The sequence below is a fragment of the Kitasatospora sp. NPDC059648 genome (assembly GCF_042734825.1).
Classification (GTDB): domain Bacteria; phylum Actinomycetota; class Actinomycetes; order Streptomycetales; family Streptomycetaceae; genus Kitasatospora.
On sequence record NZ_JBHWDU010000025.1, the window covers coordinates 17,459 to 37,633 of the forward strand.

Below are 20,175 nucleotides of genomic sequence, written 5' to 3' on the forward strand. Positions count from 1 at the left end.
CCAGGAGCACACCGACCATCCGAGGGAAGGCGCGACGTTGTACGAGGGCGTGGTTCAGGACCTGATCGACGAACTGGGCAGGCTGCCCGGCGTCGGGCCCAAGAGCGCCCAGCGGATCGCCTTCCACGTGCTGCAGGCCGACCCGGTCGACGTGCGCCGCCTCGCGCACGCGCTGCTGGAGGTCAAGGACAAGGTCCGCTTCTGCGTGGTCTGCGGCAACGTCGCGGAGGCCGAGCAGTGCCGGGTCTGCCTGGACCCGCGCCGCGACCTCGGCGTCATCTGCGTGGTCGAGGAGCCCAAGGACGTCGTCGCCATCGAGCGCACCCGTGAGTTCCGCGGCCGCTACCACGTGCTGGGCGGCGCGATCAGCCCCATCGAGGGCGTCGGCCCGGACGACCTGCGCATCCGCGAGCTGCTCGCGCGCCTCGCGGACGGCACGGTCACCGAGCTGATCCTGGCCACCGACCCCAACCTGGAGGGGGAGGCGACCGCCACCTATCTGGCCCGGCTCTGCAAGCCGATGGGCCTGAAGGTGACCCGGCTGGCGAGCGGCCTGCCCGTCGGCGGGGACCTGGAGTACGCGGACGAGGTCACCCTCGGCCGCGCCTTCGAAGGGAGACGACTGCTCGATGTCTGACCGGACGATCAACCAGCAGCCCCACGGCCGGAAGCCCCACCCGGAGCCGGAGGCCCACGCCCCGCACATCCACGGTCCGCACACCCACGGTCCGCACACCCACGGCCACGGCTCCGAGCCGGACGACTTCGCCGTGCAGATCGCCGACTCGGTGGAGAGCTTCGTGCTCGCCGTCACCGAGGTCGCCAAGGGCGACGAACCGGGCAGCGCGGTCTCGCTGCTGCTCCTGGAGGTCTCGCAGCTGCTGCTGGCGGGCGGCCGACTGGGCGCCATCGAGGACGTCGTCCCGGAGGACCGCTTCGAGCCCGACGCCGGGCCGGAGCCGGACGGCGAGCAGCTGCGCGAGCGCCTCGCCGAACTGCTCGCGCCGATCGACGTCTACCACGAGGTCTTCGACCCGTACGGCCCGCCGGAGAAGCCGAACGCCTTCCGCATCTCGGACGACCTGGCCGGTGTGGTCAGCGAGCTCCAGCACGGTCTGACCCACTACCGCGAGGGCCGGGTCAGCGAGGCGCTGTGGTGGTGGCAGTTCTCGTACCTCTCCAACTGGGGCACGACCTGCACGGCGGTGCTGCGGGCGCTGCAGTCGCTGATCGCCCACGTCCGGCTGGACAGCCCGATCGGTGCGGCGCCGGACGGCGCGGACACCGACGACGACGGGCTCACCGACGAGCAGCTGGAGCAGCAGGCGGGCGACCTGATGGCGGCGGAACTCGGTGCCGGCCGGTAGGCCCGACGCCCGCCCCGCCGCAGGTCCACCACCGCGATGTCCGGCCGGTGATCCACGGCGGGCAGGTGCCGAAGCGGAGGCGGATTGTGACGAATGCCTCAGCAATCCGCCCGGAAAAGAAATCCGACCGCGGTGACGGGCACCAGTCCGAGGATTCTGCGGAACCGCACCGAATGCCCCGCAGACCTGCCGGTGGAACCGTCCGGATCGCCGCCCACGTGCTGAAACGGCCGTCTCATCATATGGAAGGCGCCGGTCGGGGTACCCCTGCTCGGTAGACTGGCGCGGACCGCACCCCCCTTTCCCCCGGGGGTACGGGGGCCTGGCGCCCCCGGAAAACGACACTAGTCGAGGAGCGCACGTGGGCCTTGTCGTGCAGAAGTACGGCGGCTCATCCGTTGCGGATGCCGAGGGCATCAAGCGCGTTGCCCGCCGAATCGTTGACGCCAAGAAGGCCGGCCATGAGGTCGTCGTCGTGGTGTCCGCGATGGGCGACACGACGGACGAGCTCATCGAACTCGCGGAGCAGGTGTCACCGCTTCCTGCCGGCCGTGAGTTCGACATGCTGCTGACCGCTGGAGAGCGCATCTCCATGGCGCTGCTGGCCATGGCGATCAAATCCCTGGGTCACGAGGCCCAGTCCTTCACGGGCAGCCAGGCCGGTGTCATCACCGACTCCGTCCACAACAAGGCGCGCATCATCGACGTGACGCCGGGTCGCATCCGCACCGCCCTGGACGAGGGCAACATCGCGATCGTGGCCGGCTTCCAGGGCGTGTCCCAGAGCAGCAAGGACATCACCACGCTGGGCCGAGGCGGCTCGGACACCACGGCCGTCGCGCTGGCCGCCGCGCTCAAGGCCGAGGTCTGCGAGATCTACACCGACGTGGACGGCGTGTTCACCGCCGACCCGCGGGTGGTGAAGAAGGCGCGCAAGATCGACTGGATCGCGTACGAGGACATGCTGGAGCTGGCCTCGTCGGGTTCCAAGGTGCTGCTCGACCGCTGCGTGGAGTACGCCCGCCGCTACAACATCCCGATTCACGTACGCTCGTCCTTCTCGGGTCTTCCCGGGACGATCGTCAGCAACGACAACCCGAACCAGCCCGAAGGGGGCGAGATGGAGCAGGCCATCATCTCCGGAGTCGCCCACGACACCTCGGAGGCCAAGGTCACGGTCGTCGGCGTGCCCGACAAGCCGGGCGAGGCGGCGCGCATCTTCCGCGCCATCGCCGACGCCGAGGTCAACATCGACATGGTGGTGCAGAACGTCTCCGCCGCGTCGACCGGCCTGACCGACATCTCCTTCACCCTGCCGAAGACCGAGGGCCAGAAGGCCATCGACGCGCTCGGCCGGGTCAAGGAGGGCATCGGCTACGAGTCGCTGCGCTACGACGACGCGATCGGCAAGATCTCGCTGGTCGGCGCCGGCATGCGCTCCAACCCGGGCGTCACCGCCACCTTCTTCGAGGCGCTGTCCGCCGCGGGCGTCAACATCGAGCTGATCTCCACCTCGGAGATCCGCATCTCGGTGGTCACCCGCGCCGACGACGTCCCGGAGGCGGTCCGCGCCGTGCACAGCGCCTTCGGCCTGGACAGCGAGAGCGACGAGGCCGTCGTCTACGGCGGCACCGGGCGATGACCCGGCAGCCGGGCAGGGGCTCCCGGACGTGACCCGGCGGCCCAACCTCGCCGTCGTCGGCGCCACCGGCGCGGTCGGCGAGGTGCTGCTCGGCCTGCTCTCGCTCCGTCAGGACGTGTGGGGCGAGGTCCGACTCGTCGCCTCCCCGCGCTCGGCCGGCCGTACGCCGGTGGTGCGCGGGGAGCCGGTCGAGGTCGTCCCGCTGACCGAGGAGGCCTTCGCGGGGATCGACGTCGCCGTGTTCGCCGTCCCCGACACGGTCTCCGCCCAGTGGGCGCCGATCGCGGCGGCCAAGGGCGTCGTGGTGGTCGACGACTCGGCCGCCTTCCGCACCGCCGGGGACGTGCCGCTGGTCGTCCCTGAGGTCAACGCGGCCGCGCTGCGGATCCGTCCGCGCGGCATCGTGGCCAGTCCGGCCGGCACCACGCTCGCGCTGGTGGTGGCGATCGGCGCGCTGCACGCCGAGTACGGGCTGGAGCAGCTCGTGGTCGCCACCTACCAGGCCGCCAGCGGCGAGGGCCGGGACGGCGTGGCGGCGCTGCGCGAGCAGACCGCCCTGGTGGCCGGCAGCGAGGTCGGCCGGCAGACCGGCGACCTGCGCGCGGTGATCACCGATGAGGGGCCGTTCGCCGCCCCGCTCGCCCTCAACGCCGTGCCCTGGACCGGCGGCCTGCGTGAGGGCGGCTGGTCCGCCCAGGAGCTGGGCCTGCGCGACGAGGCCCGCAAGGTGCTCGGCCTGCCCGCCCTACGGGTCTCGGCGACCTGCGTGCGCATCCCGGTCGTCCGCACCCACGCGCTGGCCGTGCACGCCCGCTTCGAGCGCGAGGTCAGCCAGGAGCACGCCCAGGACATCCTGCGCGAGACGCCCGGCGTCGTCCTCTACGACGACCCAGCGTCCGGGGAGTTCCCCACCCCGAACGACGTGGTCGGCACCGACCCGGTCTGGGCCGGGCGGGTGCGCCGGGCGCTGGACGAACCGGACGCGCTCGACCTCTTCCTCTGCGGCGACAACCTGCGCAAGGGCGCCGCGCTCAACCTGCTGCAGATCGCCGAACTGGTGGCCGGCGAGCTGACGGTCGACCCCACCTGACGGCCGGCCCGGATCGGCGGCCCTTCCCGACTGACGGTCTAGCAGCCCGGGGAGCCGTCATCGGACCGGTCCGGAGGGCCCTTTGTGCCCGAGGATGTCCGGACCTGTGTCCGCTCCTCGACACAATCCGTCCGGAATCCCGTGGGAATCCCCTGGAGGCCTCTTCCGCCGATGCGGAAGAATGGGCCCCGGGCTGGGCAACCATGACAGGGGATCGAGTGTCCAACGGGCGTGGCGAACGTGATGGTGGGGGCAGGGACGGGCATCTCGGCGCGGGCCGTGGTGACCTTCCCGTCGCGCGCCCCGTGGTCGTCGAGTAGGCCGGAAGAAGACCAGATGACGGCGGCCGCACCCGGTGCGGCGGACTCCGGTGCCGGTACCGACGCGGGTACCAGCGAGGACCTGCTCACCGCGACCTACCAGGCGCACTACCGCTCGCTGCTGCGGCTCGCCGCGCTGCTCCTGGATGACCTCTCCACCTGCGAGGACATCGTGCAGGAGGCCTTCATCCGGGTGCACGCCGCCCGGCGCCGGGTGCGCGAGCCCGAGAAGACCCTGGCCTACCTCCGGCAGACGGTGGTCAACCTGTCGCGCTCCACGCTGCGCCGCCGGATCCTGGGCCTGCGACTGCTGCCGAAGCCCATGCCTGACATGGCCAGTGCAGAAGAAGGTGCCTACGATGCCCTGGAGCGCGACCAGCTGAAGGCCGCGCTGAAGGGTCTGCAACGCCGTCAGCGGGAGGTTCTGGTGCTGCGTTACTTCGTGGACATGACGGAGGCGCAGGTCGCCGAGGCCCTGGGCATCTCACTCGGTTCGGTGAAGGCGTACGGCTCGCGCGGACTCGCCGCCCTCCGGATCCAGATGGAGGCCGGACATGGCTGACGGCGCCGGGCAGTGGCCGGAGGACGACGTACCCGGTCTGTCCACCGAGGAACGGGCGCTGCGCGAGCTGATGCGGCACGCGGTGGCCGGGATCCAGCCCGGGGCCGGCGCCCTGCCCCGGCTCCGGCAGGCCGTACCCAGGCGCCGGGCCGCCAGGCGCGGGGCGTGGACCGGCGCGGCGGCGCTGGCCCTGGCGGTCGCGATCGCCCTGCCCGTACTCCAGGAGGGCGACCACCTCGGACTCTCCGGCGGGCCCGGCTCCACGACCGCCGACGGCGCGACCCTCGCGGCACCCAGCGGCGCCGCGGTCGGCGGCGGAACCACCGGTGCCGGAGTGCACACCGGCACCGGGGGCGGGGGCACCGCCTCCGTGCCGGGCGCGGGCGCCGCCTCGCCCAGTCCCGGCGCGGATGCCACCCGCCCCGGCACCGCCACCCCCACCGGGGCCACCGGCACCGGCAACGGCGGGATCCTCCCGCTCTGCACCCGGACGGACCTCGGCCAGGGCACCGCACAGGTCGGCCCGGCGGACGCCCAGGGCCGGATCTACGGCTCCTTCACGGTGTACAACGTCTCCGGACACAGCTGCCGCCTCGGCGGGCCCGGCGCGGTGTCCGTCACCGACGTCAGCGGCGCCGACCGCAGCCGGGTCCGCAACGCCGACCACGCCCCGGGCGACCCGGCGGGCAGCCTGCCCGCGATGGACGCCGAACCGCCGGTGCTCGCGCCGCAGGCGGGGTACCGGGTGCCGTTCGCGTGGATCCCCGACCAGGGTTGCGGCTCCGGCGGCGGCACCGCCGCGCCGAGCACCGGCGCCAACCAGGCCTCCCTGACCACCCAGGCCCCCGCGGCCGCCTCCGGCGCCGCCCCGGCCTCCGGCGCCTCGGCCGCGCCCAGCGTCAATCCGCCGGCCACTTCCTCGCCCACCTCCGGCACCACCTCGGCGCCGAGCCCGACGGCCACCCCGAGCGGCAACCCCACCTCCGCGCAGACCACCGCCACCATCGCCCACACCCCGGCCCCGGGCAGCCCGGCGGCCGCGACGGCCTCGCTGCCGGTCGGGTGCGGCGGAACGCTCTACCGGGGCGGGGTGCAGCTTGCCGGCGGCTCCGCGGCCCAGCCGACCGGGACGCCCGCGGCGGGCTGAGCGGCCCCGCCCCGGCCGGTTCGGCGACCGGCGCGCCGAACCCGCACGAGATCGTCCAGGCCGTCGACCCGGCCTGCCGGGCGGACCCTGTGGTCCGGGGCGGTGTGAGGAATGGTTACCGTGGGGGGTGTGTACCGGTTCCTCCTGACTCCGCGCTGGCTGGGCGGCACCGCCCTGGCGACGGCGGCCGTGGTGGTGTGCGTCTGGCTGGGCTCCTGGCAGCTCGGCCGGTTCGAGGACCGCGTCTCCACCCACCAGGAGACCAAGGCGTCGCTCACCGCTTCGGGTGACACCCGGCCGATCGACGCGCTGCTCGGCCCGGCCACCCCGCAGGTGAGCACGGAGACCGTCGGCAAGCCCGTCACGGTGACCGGGACCTTCGACACGGAGCACCAACTCCTCGTCCCCAACCGGGTGCTGGACGGCAAGCAGGGCTACTACGTGCTCACCCCGCTGCGCACCGCGGACGGACACGCCGTCGCCGTGGTGCGGGGCTGGGCGCCCGGCACCCCGTCCGGCTCCGCCCCCGCGGCCGAGGCCGCGCCCACCGGGCAGGTGACCGTCACCGGGCGGCTCCAGGCCAACGAGTCGGTCGGCAGCAACGGCGCGGTCGCGGGCGGGCTGCCCGCCGGGCAGCTCGGCATGATCAACCGGGCCTCGCTGCTGAACGTGCTGGAGTACGACGGCTGGTACGACGGCTGGGTGGCCGCCGACCAGGTGCCCGCCGGGCTGACCGCAGTCCCGACCGTCCAGCCGCAGGGCGGGGACGGACTCACCCTGCGGGCGTTCCAGAACCTGGGCTACACCCTGGAGTGGTTCGTCTTCGCCGGCTTCGTGATCTTCATGTGGTTCCGCCTGATGCGCCGGGAGGCGGAGGCGGAGCAGGACCGGGCCCTGGGGCTGGACCCGGTCCTGGACTGACCGGCCTACTTGGAGGGCTTGCCGGTCGGAGTGGCCGGCGGCTTGGCCGGGGTCGCGACCGGTGCCGGCACCACGGTCGGCGTCGGCGACTGCGACGGGGCCGTCGTACTCGGCCCGGGGCCGAACGGCGCCCCCGTGCCGTCGTCGTCCACCGGTGCGGAGCCGCCGCTGCAGTGGCCGTTGCCTACCACGGTGGTCGAATCGCGGTGGTCGATGTGGTGGTGTGTGGTGCCGCCGCTCTTCGAGCCGGACGAACCCTTGGAGCCGCTCGATCCGCTCGATCCGCTGGAGCCGATGGACCCGTGCGAGCCGGACCGGCCGCGCTCGGCCGTGTCGTCCTCCCCGCCCGTGGACTCCGTCGCGTCCGGCTCGTACGACGCCCGGACGGCGACCGAGCCGCCGACCGACCCGTCGCCCAGCGCGCTCGCCTTCGTCGCCGAACCCGTCGGGGCGGCGGACGGGGCGGCGGACGGCGCGGCCGTCGCGGTGGCGGCCGCCGTCGGAACGCCCGTCGCCGGGCTCCCCGTGCTCGCCGTCGGGCCCGCCGGCCGCGGAACGACCCGCGGCGGGCAGTCCGCCTCGTCGCCGTGCGAGCCCGAGCAGCCGCTGAGCACCAGCGCTCCGGCCACCGCCGCCCCCGCGAGCGTCAGCAGACGCCTCACCCGGCCTCTCCCGTGCTCCCGCCCGGCACGCCGAGGTGCCGCCGGACGAAGTCGATCTCCAGCCGAAGCTGCTTGATCCGCTCCTCCACCACCAGCGAGCCGTGCCCGGCGTCGAACCGGTACACCTCGTGCGGCTTGCCGAGCTGCTCCAGCCGCTCGACGTAGTTGTCGATCTGCCGGATCGGGCAGCGCGGGTCGTTGACCCCGGCGCTGATGTAGACCGGCACCCGCACCTGCTCGACGTAGGTCAGCGGTGAGGAGGCGGTGAAGCGCTCGGGGACCTCCTCCGGGGTGCCGCCGAAGAGCGTGCGGTCCAGCGACTTGAGCGCCTCCATCTCGTCGGCGTACGCGGTGCGGTAGTCCGCGACCGGCACGGCGGCGACGCCCAGCGACCAGCTGTCGGGCTGCACGCCCAGGCCGAGCAGGGTCAGGTAGCCGCCCCAGCTGCCTCCGGTGAGCACCAGCCGCCGCGGGTCGGCCAGGCCGCTGGAGAGCGCCCACTCCCGGACGGCCGCGATGTCCTCCAGCTCGATCAGGCCGACCCGCTCGTGCAGCGCGTCGGTCCAGGCCTGGCCGTAGCCGGTCGAGCCGCGGTAGTTGACCCGGACCACCGCGAAGCCGTGGTCCAGCCAGGCGGCGGGGCCGGCCGCGAAGGAGTCGCTGTCGTGGTGGGTCGGACCGCCGTGGATCTCGAACACGGTCGGGTACGGGCCCGGGCCGGCCGTGCGCGGGCGCTGCACCAGGGCGTGCACCCGACCGCCCGGCCCCTCCACCCAGACGTCCTCGACCGGGACGGAACCGGGTGGCACCGGGCCGGGCGCCCGCAGCACGACCGCCCCGGCGGTGGAGCGGACGGCGGAGGGCTCGGCGGCGGAGGACCACAGGTACTCCACGGTGCCGTCCGGACGGGCGGTGGCGCCGCCGACGGTGCCGCGCGGGGTCTCCAGGCGGGTCAGCCGGCCGTCCGCGAGGGTGTACGTGAACAGCTCGCTGCGCGCCTCGTACTCGTGCTCGACCAGCAGCTCCGCGGCGCCCGGACGCCACTGCGCGGAGACGTCGCCGGGCAGCTCCCGGCCCTGCTCGTCGCGCAGCGGCAGGGCGGTCTCGGCGCCGGTGGCGACGTCCCAGATCATCGGCTCCCAGCGGCCGGTGCGCTGGTGGGCGACCAGCAGCCGGGTGTCGCCCTCGACCGGGGCGAAGCCCAGGCAGGCGACGCCGCGAGGCTCGTCCCGGCCGGTGACCTCGTCCAGCTCGGCGACGGTCTCGACCCCGCCGCCGGTGAGCCGGACGACCCGGATCGCGGAATGCATCGCGTCCCCGTGCTCGGTGTGGTCGACGGCGAGCAGGGTGGCGTCGTGGCTGAGGTCGCCGACACCGCCGTACTCCTCGTGCCGGTAGATCTCGACCGGCTCGGCCGCACCGGGGCGGCGCAGGTGCAGGGTGGTGCCGTCCTCGTCGGTGGACCGGCCGACGACCACCGTGCCGTCGCGGCCGAGGGCCAGTCCGGCCGAGTAGGAGGGGGCGAGGCCGGGCACGGCCTCCTCGTCCGGGCCGCCCGCGAACGGCTGGCGGCGCCAGACGCCGAACTCGTCGCCGTCGTGGTCGTCGAACCACCAGACCCACTCGCCGTCCGGGGACAGCTCGGCGTCGGTGGTGCCGTTCGGGCGGTCGGTGACCTGGCGGTGGGTGCCGGTGGCCCGGTCCCAGGCGTAGACCTCGTAGGTGCCGGTCGCGTTGGACACGTACAGCGCCCGGTCGGGGGCGTCCTCGGCCCAGTCGGGCAGTGACACTCGTGCCGCCCGGAACCGCTGCTCCCACGCCGGTACGGCGCTCTTCTCCTCGCTCATCCGACCATCCAACCCGATCGGGGGGACGGAACGGAACGGGCGGGTGGGGGTCCGCCCCCACCCGCCCGGGCTCCCGCCCTGTCCACGTGCTGTGTTCACGAACGGCGCGGGAGCAGCCCGACCAGTCCCACCAGCACCAGCTCCAGCACCGCCAGCGCGGTCACACTGCGGCCGAAGGCGGCGGCCGGGTCGCCGGCGCCGTAGTAGACCAGGCCGATCAGCGCGATCCCGACGGCCCCGCCGACCTGCTGCACGGTGGCCACCACGCCGGCCGCGGCACCGGCCAAGCGGGGCTCGACGGCCGCCAGGGCGACGGTGGTGACCGGCGCGATCACCAGGCCCATGCCGAAGCCGTCGACGAACAGCCCGGGCGCCAGCCACCAGACGCTCGCGTCCGCCGCGTCGTAGGCGGCGAGGGCGAGCAGGCCCAGGCCTGCGGCCATCAGCAGCCCGCCGACGGCGATCGTGCGGCGCTCGCCGAGGCGGGCGGTGACCAGGTGGGTGGCGTTCGAGGTGAGCAGGTAGCCGAGGCCGATCGCGGTGAACACCAGCCCGGAGCCCAGCGCGTCCAGCCCGCGGCCCAGTTGCAGGTGCAGGGCGAGGACGAGGAAGAAGGAGGCCTGGCCGAGCCAGAAGGCGAGCTGGGCGAGCAGCCCGGTGCGGAAGGCGCCGCTGCGGAACAGCCGGGTGTCGACCAGGGGGGTGCCGTGGGTGGTGGTGGCCCGGTGCTGGTGGACGGCGAAGGCGGCGAGCAGGACGCCGGCGGCGGTGAGGCAGAGCACCGTCCACAGCGGCCAGTGCAGCCCGGGGCCCTGGATCAGCGGCAGCACCAGGGCGGTCAGCGCGACGGACACCAGCAGCACCCCGGCCGGGTCCAGACCCGGCCGCTGCGGGGCGCGCGACTCCGGCAGGCAACGGCGGACGGCGGCCAGGGCGGCCAGGCCGATCGGCAGGTTGATCAGGAAGCAGCTGCGCCAGCCGAGGCCCAGCAGGTCCGCGCGGATCAGCAGCCCGCCGATCAGCTGGCCGAACACCGCGCCGATGCCCATGGTCAGCCCGTAGCGGGCGAAGGCCCGGGCCTGCGCGGCGCCGTTGAACGCCGTCCGCAGGATCGCCAGCACCTGCGGGCCCATCAGTGCGGCCGCCAGGCCCTGGGCGACCCGGCCGCCGACCAGCGCGGCCGCGGTGGGGGCGAGGCCGCAGCCCGCCGAGGCGAGGGTGAACAGGGCCAGGCCCAGCGCGAACACCCGGCGGCGGCCGTAGCGGTCACCGAGCCGTCCGGCGGTGACCAGCCCGACGGCGACCGCCAGGCCGAAGCCGGCCATCACCCACTGGACGACCGCCGGGCCGGCGCCCAGATCGGCCTGGACGGAGGGGACGGCGACATTGACGACGAAGGTGTCGAGGGCGGTCATGAAGGTGGCGGTCAGGACGACCGGCAGCAGCCCCCTGGGGGCGGGTGGCTGCTCCGTCGGGGCTGCCGGGGCTGCCGGGGCTCCGTCGGGTCGCCGGGCGTCCAGGGCGGTGCTCATCTCGGGCTCTCCTCCATCGGGCTCTCGTCCATCGCTCTCGTCCATCGCTCTCGTCCATCGCTCTCCTCCGGGGTGGGGCGCCGCCGTGGGGGTGCGGCGCCCCGGTCGCAGGCCTTCCGGACTGCTCAGGCGCCCGGCACGCGGTCCAGGAAGCCGTGCACGGTGGCGATCCGGCCCTCCGGGGTGGCCGCCAGCACGTCGAAGCCGATCACCACCGGCTCGGCGCCCGCCGGGCCGAGGTTCCAGGTGAACCGGGCGATGTCGTGGTGCGCGTCCACCGGGCCGAGGGTGAACTCCAGGCCCGGGAACTGGGCCTGGGCCGCACCGATCAGCGCGTCGATCGCGTCCCGGCCGACCACCGCGGCCAGCGGGTCGGTGTAGCGGCCGTCCTCGGCCCACACCTCGTCGATCAGCTTGCGGCGGGCCGCCGGGTCGGTCTCGTTCCACACCGCGAGGTAGCGCTCGGCGAGCTGCTGGAGAGTGGTGGCGGTGATCTCGGTCATGGTCATCTCCCGTGTTCCAGTGGGTGGTTGGCGGGCCGTTCCCGCTGCTCACAAAGGTAGGGACGGGCGGCCGCGGGCGAATCGGTCACGTATCCGTACCTGCCTGCGTAGGTATTGCGCCCGGGTACCGGCGGTCGGCTCGGTAGGGTCGGGGCATGCTGTACGGGAGGGAACACGAACGGGCCGCCGTCGAAGGCCTGTTGGCGCGAGCACGGAACGGGCGCAGCGGGGCGCTGCTGCTCCGCGGCGAGGCCGGGATCGGCAAGACCGCCCTGTTGGACGACGCGGTGGCACGGGCCGGGCAGGGGTTCCGGGTGGTCCGGGCCGCGGGCGTCGAGTACGAGGCCGAACTGCCCTTCGCCGGCCTGAGCCTGCTGCTGGCGCCCGGCCTGGACCGGCTGGACGTGCTGCCGGGGCCGCAACGGCGGGCGCTGGAGGCGGCGTTCGGCCTCGGCGAGGGTTCGGCTTCGACCGAGCCGCCCGTCGGCCCCGCCGACCGGCTGCTGGTCGGCCTGGCCACCCTCGGCCTGCTCGCCGAACTCGCCTCCGACCGGCCTCTGTTGTGCGTGGTCGACGATGTGCAGTGGCTCGACAAGGCCTCCCTGGACGCCCTGCTGCTGGCCGCCCGCCGCCTCCAGGCCGAAGGCGTCGCCCTGCTGCTCGCCGCCCGCACCGAGGGCGGTGCCCCCGACGAGCGCCGACTCGGCCTGCCCGAACTGCGGGTGGGCGCCCTGGCCGAAGCCGACGCCACCCGGGTGCTGGCCGAGCGGGCCGGCCCCGGCCTGCCCGCCGCCGTCCGCGACCGACTGCTCGCCGAAGCCGCCGGGAACCCGCTCGCCCTCACCGAACTCCCCGTCGACACCGGCCCGCAGGCGCACACCGCGGGCGGTCTGCCGCTCACCAGCCGGCTGCTGATCGCCTTCCACGGCCAGGTCACCGGCCTGCCCCCGGCCACCCAGACCCTGCTGCTGGTCGCCGCCGCCGAGGAGAGCGGCCAACTCGACGTCGTGCTGGCCGCCGCGTCCGCGCTCGGCGTCGGTTCCGAACACCTCACCCCCGCCGAGGAATCCGGCCTGGTCACCGTCACCCCCGACCGCCGGATCGTCTTCCGCCATCCGCTGCTGCGCTCCGCCGTCCTCCAGCGCGCCCCGCACCACCAGCGGCTGACGGCCCACCGGACCATCGCCGAGGCCCTCCCCGAGGGCGACCGCCGCACCTGGCACCTCGCCCTAGCCGCCACCGCCCCCGACGCCGCCCTCGCCGACGCGCTGGAGCGCACCGCCGTTCGCGCCGGCCGGCGCGGCGGCCACGGCGGCGCGGCCGCGTACGAACGGGCCGCCCGGCTCACCCCCGACCGTGACGGCGCCACCCGCCGCCTCGTCCTGGCCGCCGAAGCCGCCACCGAGGAAGGCGAGTTGGCCCACGCCGAAGCCCTCGCCGACGAGGCCGCCGCCCGTACCGACAACCCCCTGGCCCACGCCCTGCTGGACCACGTCCGGGCCACCGCGCACTTCTGGCGCGGCTCGTACCCGACGGCCTACCGGCTGCTGCTCGACGCCGCCCTCGTCGTGGACCGCGTCGCCGTGGACGGCACTGCCGTGGACGGCTCCGCCGTCGAGCCGGCCCACGCCGCCCGGATGCTGTTCCAGGCCTTCCACGCAGCCTGGTACGCGGGGGAGGAGCCGGTGGCCGACGTGCTCGACCGGCTCGCCGCCCTCCCCCTGGCCGCCGACGACCCCGTCGCCCCGCTCGCCCGCTACCTGCCCGCCGCCGTCCTCCCGGCCCTCGGCCGGCCCGCCGCCGCCCTGCCGACCGCGCGCGAGGCCGTCGAAGCCGCCCGCCGCGCGGGCGCCGAGAGCCCCGCCGACCTGGTCCAACTCTGCGGCGCCACACTCATCCTCGGCCGCGACGAGGAGACCGTCGACCTCGGTGGCGAACTGGTCGCCGAGGCCCGTGCCAAGGGAGCCCTCGGGGTGATGCCCACCCTGCAGTTCTTCCTCGCCGAAGCCGAGCTCTTCCACGGCCGCCACGCCGACGCCGAACTCACCGCCACCGAGGCGCTCGCCCTCGCCCGGGACACCGGCCAGCACCAGTGGGTCAGCCAGCTCAGCGCACTGCTCGCCTACCTGGCCGCGCTCGACGGCCGCACCGACCGCTGCACCGAACTGGCCGGCACCGCCCTCGCCACCACCGGCCGGCAGACCGCCGCCCCCGCCGCCGGCCACCCCTGGGCCCAGTGGGCGCTCGCCCTGCTCGACCTCGGCCAGGGCCGCGCCGCCGGCGCCGCCGACCGCCTCCACGCCCTCACCACCGGCCCGCACCGCCACCACGTCAGCGCCACCCGGGCCGTCCCCGACCTGGTCGAGGCCGCCGTCCGCCTCGGCACCCCGGACCGCGCCGCCGAACCCTACGAACGCTTCGCCCGCTGGACCGCGGCCGCCGACCGCCCCTGGGCCGAAGCCCTACGCATGCGCTGCCAGGCCCTGCTCGGCCCCGACGAACTCGCCGAAGGCGCCTACCGCGCCGCCCTCGACCTCCACGCCACCACCCACCGCCCCTTCGAACACGCCCGCACCGCCCTCCTCTACGGCGAATGGCTCCGCCGCACCCGCCGCCGCACCGACGCCCGCCCCCACCTCACCGCCGCCCTGGAAACCTTCGACCGCCTCGCCGCCCACCCCTGGTCCGCCCGCGCCCGCACCGAACTCTCCGCCACCGGCACCCCCGCGCCCCAGGCCCCCCTCACCCCCCTGAACTCCCTCACCCCTCAGGAACTCCAGATCGCCCGCCTCGCCGCCCAGGGCCTCACCAACCGAGACATCGCCGCCCAGCTCTTCCTCAGCCCCCGCACCGTCGCCCACCACCTCTACAAGGCCTACCCCAAACTCGGCATCACCTCCCGCACCGCCCTCCCCACCGTGTTCTGACCGCTCAGCCGGGGAGCACCAGCCGGTAGCGGCAGACCAGGAGGCCCGACCTCCCCTTCTCGAACCAGCACTCCTCGACCCGGAACAGCCCGCCGTACCGGTACCCGGGCCCCCGCCCGCCCCCTTCGGCGCGGACGACCCGTACCGGCCTCCCGGCGGTCATGCTGGTCACCAGGGCGGCGTTGCCCCGTTCGAACGTCTGGTGCTCGACCTGCCGGCCCGTGTCGGCGGCACGGCCGCCCTGGCCGGTGAAGACGATCTCGTCGCCGTGGTCCCGGTCGTCCTCGTACCCACCGGACACGAGGACGGACTCGGCCCCGCGCTCCCTGGTGCCGCAGATTCCCGTCTGCAGCGGCCGGTGCACCCTGGCGTCGGAGACCGCCCGCCGGTTCGCGAACAGCTGCCCGACCTCCACCCCCGGCACGGCCCCGAAGCCGTCAAAGCCGTTGGCCGCAGCGGAAGTGAAGTCGTTCGACAAGGCCCCGGACCTCCCAGGTGACGGGCGTCACTGCCGGGCGCGCGTTGGCCCGGTCCACGGGGATTCTTCCGGACACAACGTCAGAGGGCCCATCGGATCTCTCCGATGGGCCCTCTGCACTGGGTCGGGGTGGCGGGATTTGAACCCACGGCCTCTTCGTCCCGAACGAAGCGCGCTACCAAGCTGCGCCACACCCCGGTCTTTCTGTTTGTCGCTCCGTCTCCTTCGCGACGAGTAGAACTCTACCGGACGCTCGCCGAGACACGAAATCCGGTTTCGGGCGGGCGTCCGGTCGGATCAGCGGGGGGTGGGGGTGAGGGTGAGGAGGGTGGCCTCCGGGGGGCAGGCGAAGCGGACCGGGGTGTAGCGGTTGGTGCCGCAGCCTGCGGAGACGTGGAGGTAGGAGCGGTGGCCGCCGGCCTGGTGGGTGGAGAGGCCCTTGACCCGGCGGGTGTCGAGGTCGCAGTTGGTGACCAGGGCGCCGTAGAAGGGGATGCAGAGCTGGCCGCCGTGGGTGTGGCCGGCCAGGATCAGCGGGTAGCGGTCGGCGGTGAAGGCGTCGAGGACGCGCAGGTAGGGCGCGTGGACGACGGCGAGGGAGAGGTCGGCGTCGGCGGAGGGGCCGCCGGAGACCTCGGCGTAGCGGTCGCGGCGGATGTGGGGGTCGTCGAGGCCGGTGAACTCCATGTCGAGGCCGTTGACGGTGAGGCGGCCACGGGTGTTGGTCAGGTCGAGCCAGCCGGCCGCGTCGAAGCCGTCCCGGAGCTTCTCCCAGGGGTTGTGGACGGCGCCGGTGATGCCGCGGTTGCCGGTGCCGTCGGGGTTGTTCATGCCGTGGACGCCGCTGCGCATGGCCTGGAGGTAGCGGGCCGGGTTCTTGCGGGCCGGGCCGTAGTAGTCGTTGGACCCGAAGACGTAGACGCCGGGGAAGTCCATGAGCGGTCCGAGCGCGTCGAGGGTGGCCGGGACGCCGAGCGGGTCGGAGAGGTTGTCGCCGGTGTTGACCACCAGGTCGGGGCGCAGGCCGGCCAGGCTCCGCAGCCAGCGCTGCTTCTTGCCCTGCCCGCTCACCATGTGGATGTCGGACACCTGGAGGATCCGGACGGGCTTGGCGCCGTGCGGCAGGACGGGGACCTCGACCCGGCGGAGCCGGAAGGCACGCACCTCGTACCCGACGGAGTAGGCGAGGCAGGCGGCGCCGGCGGCGGCGACACCGAGGGGAACGGAGTACAGCGGTCGCATCAGCCCATGCTCTCAGACGGTGGATCAGCTGGTGAACGTCCGGTGGCCCGCTGTGGGACCGGCGCCGGCGTCGGGGTCCTCGGACTCCCGCCGGGCGCGCAGGGCCCGGACCTTGTTGCGGTTGCCGCACCGCTCCATCGAGCACCAGCGCCGCCGCCCGGGCCGCGAGGTGTCGACGAAGACCAGCCGGCAGTTGTGCGCCCCGCACTCCCGGATCCGGTCCGCGTACGGACCGGTGAGCAGGGCGATGGCGTCCCGGGCGAGGGTGGAGACCAGCTGGGCCCCGTCGGCGGGCAGCGGGGCGGCCGCGGTGCCGTCCGGGGCGATCTGCGGCACGAGCGGAGGGCGGGCGGCGGCCCGGTTGAGGGCGGCGTGGTCCGCTGCGCTGCAGGCCGTGCCGTGAGCGCGGGCGGCGGCCAGCCGCCAGAGGGCGTCGCGCAGGGTGCGGGCGTCGGCGAGCTGCTCGGCGGTGATCCGTACGGCCCCGGCGGGCAGCCGAAGGCGGGAGCGGGGGAGCCAGTCGGCGAGGTCGGACGGGCGGTGCAGGGCCTCGTAGCGGGAGAGGTCGCCGGGGCCGCCGGTGGTGAGCAGTTCGAGGCAGAGGGCGCCGGGGTCGAAGAGGAAGCTGCCGCCGCCCGGAGCGCTGAGGACCAGGCCGGGCGCGGCGTCCGGTGCTCCGTCTCGATCGGTCATGTAACCAGGGTAAGTGGTTACAGGCCGTCGCGGACCGGACCGGGGTGTCGGCGGTTAATGGCAAGCGACCGAACGGCGCAGGTGGAAGACTCGTGGCCATGACGACGCTCAAGGAGCAGCTGCAGGAGGACCTCACGGCTGCCATCAAGGACCGGGACGAGCTGCGCTCGTCCACCATCCGGCTCACGCTGTCCGCCGTCACCAGCGAGGAGGTGGCGGGTGACGAGAAGCGCGAGCTGTCCGACGACGAGGTGCAGCGGGTGATCGCCCGCGAGGCGAAGAAGCGCCGCGAGGCGGCCGAGGCCTTCGACAAGGCCGGCCGGGTCGACCAGGCCGCCCGGGAGCGCGCCGAGGGCGAGGTGCTGGCGGGCTACCTGCCCAAGCAGCTGTCGGACGAGGAGCTGGCCGCGATCGTGGCCGCCGCCGTGGCCGAGAGCGGGGCGAGCGGTCCGCAGGCGATGGGCGCCGTGATGAAGCTGGTGAAGCCGAAGGTGGACGGCCTGGCCGAGGGCGGCCGGGTGGCCGCCGCGGTGAAGGCCGCGCTGGCCTGAGCGACCCCCGCACAGGAGCCGCGAACGCCGAAGGGGCGCCCCCCGAAGATCCGGAGGGCGCCCCTTCGCCGTTCATGGGGAACTCGCGCGGGGAGACCGGTCAGCCGTTGCCGCCGCCGTGCTTGCCGCCGTTGCCGTTCCCGTTGCCGTTCCCGCCGCCGATCACGCCCGGCGGGAGGGTGAACCCGCCTCCTATCACCCCACCGGGACTGTTCCCGTTGCCCGGGCCGGCCGGCGGCGGGTTCTGGGCCCCCGGCTGCTGCGGCGGCTGGGGGTTCGGGTCGGCCGCCGGGGGAGCGGCCGGCGGAGGCGTGGTCGCCTGGGGGTCCGGGATGTTGGTGGTCTGGATGGGCTCCAGGGGCGCGCCCTTGAGCGCCTGGTTCATCGCCATCTGCCAGATCGGACCGGGGCCGTCGGCGCCGAACACCTCGTCGAAGTGCTTGCCGCCGATGTTGATGTTCTTCATCTTGACGCCGCCGGCCGGGCCGCCGAGCCAGACCGCGGTGGCCAGCGACGGGGTGTAGCCGTCGAACCAGGCGGCCTTCTTCTCGTCGGTGGTACCGGTCTTACCGGCGATCTTGCGGCCGTCGTCGAGGCCGAGGGCGGCCGCGGTGCCCTTCTCGGTCACGTTGAGCAGGACGGTGTTGAGCGAGTCCGCGGTCTGCTCGGAGAAGACCTGGCTGCACTGGGACTGCGGGACCTTGAGGTCCTTGCCGTCGACCGTGGTGATCTTGTTGATCGCTATCGGGGTGCAGTACTTGCCGCGCGCGGCGAAGGTCGCGTAGACGTTCGCCATGGTCAGCGGGGAGAGCTCCAGGGTGCCGAGGACCATCGAGGGCACCTCCTGGAACGGGTCGCCCTTGGCGGACTGGGTGATGCCCAGCTTGTTCGCCATCTGCTTCATCGCGCAGAGGCCGACCTGCTGCTCCATCTCGACGAAGTAGGTGTTGACCGAGAGCGCCATGGCCTGCTTGAGCTCGTACGGCCCGACCTCGCCGGCCGACTCGTTCTTCACCGTGGCCTTGGGCTTGTCGGTGTTCTTCCAGGTGCCGTTGCAGGTCGACACCTGGGGGTAGTCGATCTTGTTCTCGGACGGGAACGACTGGGTGTTCGACATGCCCGCCTCCAGCGCCGCCGCGGCGAGGATCGGCTTGAAGGTCGAACCGGTCTGGAAGCCGTTGCCGCCGCCCATCGAGGCGTCGACGTTGAGGTTGACGACGGTCTGGTTCTTGTTCGGGTCCAGGCCGTACGGGCGGGTCTGGGCCATCGCGAGGATCTTGCCGGTGCCCGGCTCCATCATGGTCGCCGCGGCCGACACCTGGTCGGTCACGTTGACCTTCTTGGTGACGGCGTTCTGGGCGGCGGCCTGCTTGTCCGGGTCCAGCGTGGTGTAGATGTTCAGGCCGCCGGTGTCCCACAGCTTCTTGCGGTCGTCGGCGGACTTGCCGAAGGCCGGGTCCTGCTTGACCACGTGGCGGACGTAGTCGCAGAAGAAGCCCATGCCGGCCTGGGCGGTGATGCAGCCGTTCTGCGGGTCCTTGTATTTCAGACCCAGCGGGGCGGCCTTCGCCTCCTTCGCCTGGTCGGCGGTGATGTGCTTGTTCTCCAGCATCTTGTCGATGACCGTGTTGCGCCGCTTGATGGTGTTGTCCGGGTAGCGCACCGGGTCGTACTGCGACGGGTTCTGGACCAGGCCGGCGAGGGTGGCGGCCTCGGCGATGGTCAGGTCCTTGTTGCTCTTGCTGAAGTAGCGCTGGGACGCGGCCTCGACCCCGTAGGCCTGGTGGCCGTAGAAGGTGATGTTGAGGTAGTTGGTGAGGATCTGGTCCTTGGTCAGGTCCTCCTCCAGCTTGATCGCGACCTTGAGCTCCTGGATCTTGCGGCCCAGGGTCTTGCGCTGGGCCTCCAGGACGGCGGCCTGGTCGTCGCCGGCCTTCTCCACGTTGACGTTCTTCACGTACTGCTGGGTCAGCGTGGAGGCGCCCTGGGCGGCGGTGCCGCTCTCCGCGTTCTTGCCGACCGCGCGCAGGATGCCCTTGAGGTCGACTGCGCCGTGCTCGTAGAACCGGGCGTCCTCGATGTCGACCTGGGCGTGCCGCATGTACGGAGACATCTGGTCGGCGGAGAGGACGGTGCGGTCGCGCTCGTACACCTTCGCGATCAGGCCGCCCTTGGCGTCGAAGATCTGGGTCGCCTGGGTGAGCGGCGGGGTCTTGAAGTCGTCGGGGATGTTCTGGAAGCTCTCCGCCGTGTCCTTGGCGGTCAGCCCCATGGCGCCGACGGCCGGCAGGGCGAGGCCTGCCAGCAGGACTCCGGAGAGCACGCTGACGCCCAGGAACTTCACGCCGTTGCCGACGTGGTCCATCGGTGATCCGCTGCTCCTGCGGCGCGGAGCTCCGGGGTTGCCTGGGGGCTGGGGTGTCGGTGGGCGCTTCGGTGCCATGGGGAGAACCCTACGTCCCCGAATACCGCACACAGGGGCAGGTGTTCGCCTAGGCTTGTCACAAGCTTGCGACAGCTTCGGTGCGTCAACATCATTCACTCTTGTGAGTGGGGAGAGTTGCCCGAATTGCCCGATGTTGTACGACTCTTGAGGCAGCTGAGGCCTGCCGTGTCCAGGTAAACGGTTGCACTCCGTGACGGTGCCTGTGGCGAGAGTGGGATCCTCCGGCCTGGCAAGGCCCGCGACCT

At 73.6% G+C, this 20,175-nt stretch carries 17 protein-coding genes and 1 tRNA gene; 9 read left to right on the forward strand and 9 right to left on the reverse strand.

Annotated elements, in window-relative coordinates; translation table 11 throughout:
- Positions 1–37 precede the first annotated feature (37 nt).
- From recR to ACFV1W_RS17380, 7 genes are all read left to right on the forward strand, one after another.
- A complete protein-coding gene (gene recR, locus ACFV1W_RS17350; protein WP_380417391.1) occupies positions 38–637 on the forward strand; it encodes a recombination mediator RecR in 600 nt (199 codons plus the stop codon).
- Complete coding sequence (locus tag ACFV1W_RS17355) at positions 630–1,367, forward strand: DUF5063 domain-containing protein (RefSeq protein WP_380417393.1); 738 nt, start codon at positions 630–632, stop codon at positions 1,365–1,367. The genes recR and ACFV1W_RS17355 overlap by 8 nt, the downstream gene beginning before the upstream one ends.
- A gap of 361 nt (positions 1,368–1,728) precedes the next feature.
- Complete coding sequence (locus ACFV1W_RS17360; RefSeq protein ID WP_380417395.1) at positions 1,729–3,009, forward strand: aspartate kinase; 1,281 nt, start codon at positions 1,729–1,731, stop codon at positions 3,007–3,009.
- A 28-nt stretch (positions 3,010–3,037) separates the two neighbouring features.
- On the forward strand, positions 3,038–4,099 hold the full coding sequence (locus tag ACFV1W_RS17365) for an aspartate-semialdehyde dehydrogenase (protein WP_380417397.1): 1,062 nt from the start codon (positions 3,038–3,040) through the stop codon (positions 4,097–4,099).
- Between the two features lie 336 nt (positions 4,100–4,435).
- Complete coding sequence (locus ACFV1W_RS17370) at positions 4,436–4,981, forward strand: SigE family RNA polymerase sigma factor (protein WP_380417399.1); 546 nt, start codon at positions 4,436–4,438, stop codon at positions 4,979–4,981.
- Positions 4,974–6,128 (forward strand): hypothetical protein, encoded by a 1,155-nt coding sequence (locus ACFV1W_RS17375; protein WP_380417401.1) that lies wholly within the window; start codon positions 4,974–4,976, stop codon positions 6,126–6,128. The genes ACFV1W_RS17370 and ACFV1W_RS17375 overlap by 8 nt, the downstream gene beginning before the upstream one ends.
- A gap of 129 nt (positions 6,129–6,257) precedes the next feature.
- Positions 6,258–7,049 (forward strand): SURF1 family protein, encoded by a 792-nt coding sequence (locus ACFV1W_RS17380; protein ID WP_380417402.1) that lies wholly within the window; start codon positions 6,258–6,260, stop codon positions 7,047–7,049.
- A 5-nt stretch (positions 7,050–7,054) separates the two neighbouring features.
- On the opposite strand, the gene ACFV1W_RS17385 is transcribed toward ACFV1W_RS17380, so the two are convergent.
- The 4 genes from ACFV1W_RS17385 to ACFV1W_RS17400 form a co-directional block, all read right to left on the reverse strand.
- Complete coding sequence (locus ACFV1W_RS17385; RefSeq protein WP_380417404.1) at positions 7,055–7,711, reverse strand: hypothetical protein; 657 nt, start codon at positions 7,709–7,711, stop codon at positions 7,055–7,057.
- A complete protein-coding gene (locus ACFV1W_RS17390) occupies positions 7,708–9,558 on the reverse strand; it encodes a S9 family peptidase (protein WP_380417405.1) in 1,851 nt (616 codons plus the stop codon). Before ACFV1W_RS17390 ends, ACFV1W_RS17385 begins: the two co-directional genes overlap by 4 nt.
- 95 nt (positions 9,559–9,653) lie before the next feature.
- Complete coding sequence (locus tag ACFV1W_RS17395; RefSeq protein WP_380417407.1) at positions 9,654–11,090, reverse strand: MFS transporter; 1,437 nt, start codon at positions 11,088–11,090, stop codon at positions 9,654–9,656.
- Positions 11,091–11,215: 125 nt separating this feature from the next.
- On the reverse strand, positions 11,216–11,593 hold the full coding sequence (locus tag ACFV1W_RS17400; RefSeq protein WP_380417409.1) for a nuclear transport factor 2 family protein: 378 nt from the start codon (positions 11,591–11,593) through the stop codon (positions 11,216–11,218).
- Positions 11,594–11,748: 155 nt separating this feature from the next.
- On the opposite strand from ACFV1W_RS17400, the gene ACFV1W_RS17405 reads away from it, so the two are divergent.
- Entirely contained in the window at positions 11,749–14,520 is a 2,772-nt protein-coding gene (locus ACFV1W_RS17405; protein WP_380417411.1) for an AAA family ATPase, read from the forward strand.
- Between the two features lie 4 nt (positions 14,521–14,524).
- Here the strand turns inward: ACFV1W_RS17405 and ACFV1W_RS17410 are convergent, their stop codons facing one another.
- The 4 genes from ACFV1W_RS17410 to ACFV1W_RS17425 all read right to left on the reverse strand — a co-directional run bounded on the left by ACFV1W_RS17410 (position 14,525) and on the right by ACFV1W_RS17425 (position 16,933).
- Positions 14,525–14,998 (reverse strand): YDG/SRA domain-containing protein, encoded by a 474-nt coding sequence (locus ACFV1W_RS17410; RefSeq protein WP_380417413.1) that lies wholly within the window; start codon positions 14,996–14,998, stop codon positions 14,525–14,527.
- Between the two features lie 124 nt (positions 14,999–15,122).
- Positions 15,123–15,196, reverse strand: a tRNA-Pro gene (locus ACFV1W_RS17415).
- Positions 15,197–15,295: 99 nt separating this feature from the next.
- Positions 15,296–16,240, reverse strand: coding sequence for a metallophosphoesterase (locus ACFV1W_RS17420; protein ID WP_380417415.1), 945 nt, complete (start codon positions 16,238–16,240; stop codon positions 15,296–15,298).
- Between the two features lie 24 nt (positions 16,241–16,264).
- Positions 16,265–16,933 carry a CGNR zinc finger domain-containing protein gene (locus tag ACFV1W_RS17425; RefSeq protein ID WP_380417416.1) on the reverse strand — a complete coding sequence of 223 codons (669 nt, stop codon included), beginning with the start codon at positions 16,931–16,933 and terminating at the stop codon, positions 16,265–16,267.
- A gap of 98 nt (positions 16,934–17,031) precedes the next feature.
- Here ACFV1W_RS17425 and ACFV1W_RS17430 point away from each other — a divergent pair, with 98 nt between their 5' ends.
- Positions 17,032–17,484: a GatB/YqeY domain-containing protein gene (locus tag ACFV1W_RS17430; RefSeq protein WP_380417418.1), complete on the forward strand. Its 453-nt coding sequence runs from the start codon at positions 17,032–17,034 to the stop codon at positions 17,482–17,484.
- 100 nt (positions 17,485–17,584) lie between these two features.
- Here the strand turns inward: ACFV1W_RS17430 and ACFV1W_RS17435 are convergent, their stop codons facing one another.
- On the reverse strand, positions 17,585–19,849 hold the full coding sequence (locus tag ACFV1W_RS17435; protein WP_380417420.1) for a transglycosylase domain-containing protein: 2,265 nt from the start codon (positions 19,847–19,849) through the stop codon (positions 17,585–17,587).
- Positions 19,850–20,175: the final 326 nt, after the last annotated feature.

What these genes read in the sequence shown, in the direction of transcription:
- ACFV1W_RS17395 (WP_380417407.1), bottom strand. Translation starts at nt 11,090, where the DNA reads ATGAGCACCGCCCTGGACGCCCGGCGACCCGACGGAGCCCCGGCAGCC.
- ACFV1W_RS17405 (WP_380417411.1), top strand. Translation starts at nt 11,749, where the DNA reads ATGCTGTACGGGAGGGAACACGAACGGGCCGCCGTCGAAGGCCTGTTG.
- ACFV1W_RS17390 (WP_380417405.1), bottom strand. Translation starts at nt 9,558, where the DNA reads ATGAGCGAGGAGAAGAGCGCCGTACCGGCGTGGGAGCAGCGGTTCCGG.
- ACFV1W_RS17370 (WP_380417399.1), top strand. Translation starts at nt 4,436, where the DNA reads ATGACGGCGGCCGCACCCGGTGCGGCGGACTCCGGTGCCGGTACCGAC.
- ACFV1W_RS17435 (WP_380417420.1), bottom strand. Translation starts at nt 19,849, where the DNA reads ATGGACCACGTCGGCAACGGCGTGAAGTTCCTGGGCGTCAGCGTGCTC.
- ACFV1W_RS17375 (WP_380417401.1), top strand. Translation starts at nt 4,974, where the DNA reads ATGGCTGACGGCGCCGGGCAGTGGCCGGAGGACGACGTACCCGGTCTG.
- ACFV1W_RS17355 (WP_380417393.1), top strand. Translation starts at nt 630, where the DNA reads ATGTCTGACCGGACGATCAACCAGCAGCCCCACGGCCGGAAGCCCCAC.
- ACFV1W_RS17430 (WP_380417418.1), top strand. Translation starts at nt 17,032, where the DNA reads ATGACGACGCTCAAGGAGCAGCTGCAGGAGGACCTCACGGCTGCCATC.
- ACFV1W_RS17400 (WP_380417409.1), bottom strand. Translation starts at nt 11,593, where the DNA reads ATGACCGAGATCACCGCCACCACTCTCCAGCAGCTCGCCGAGCGCTAC.
- ACFV1W_RS17420 (WP_380417415.1), bottom strand. Translation starts at nt 16,240, where the DNA reads ATGCGACCGCTGTACTCCGTTCCCCTCGGTGTCGCCGCCGCCGGCGCC.
- ACFV1W_RS17425 (WP_380417416.1), bottom strand. Translation starts at nt 16,933, where the DNA reads ATGACCGATCGAGACGGAGCACCGGACGCCGCGCCCGGCCTGGTCCTC.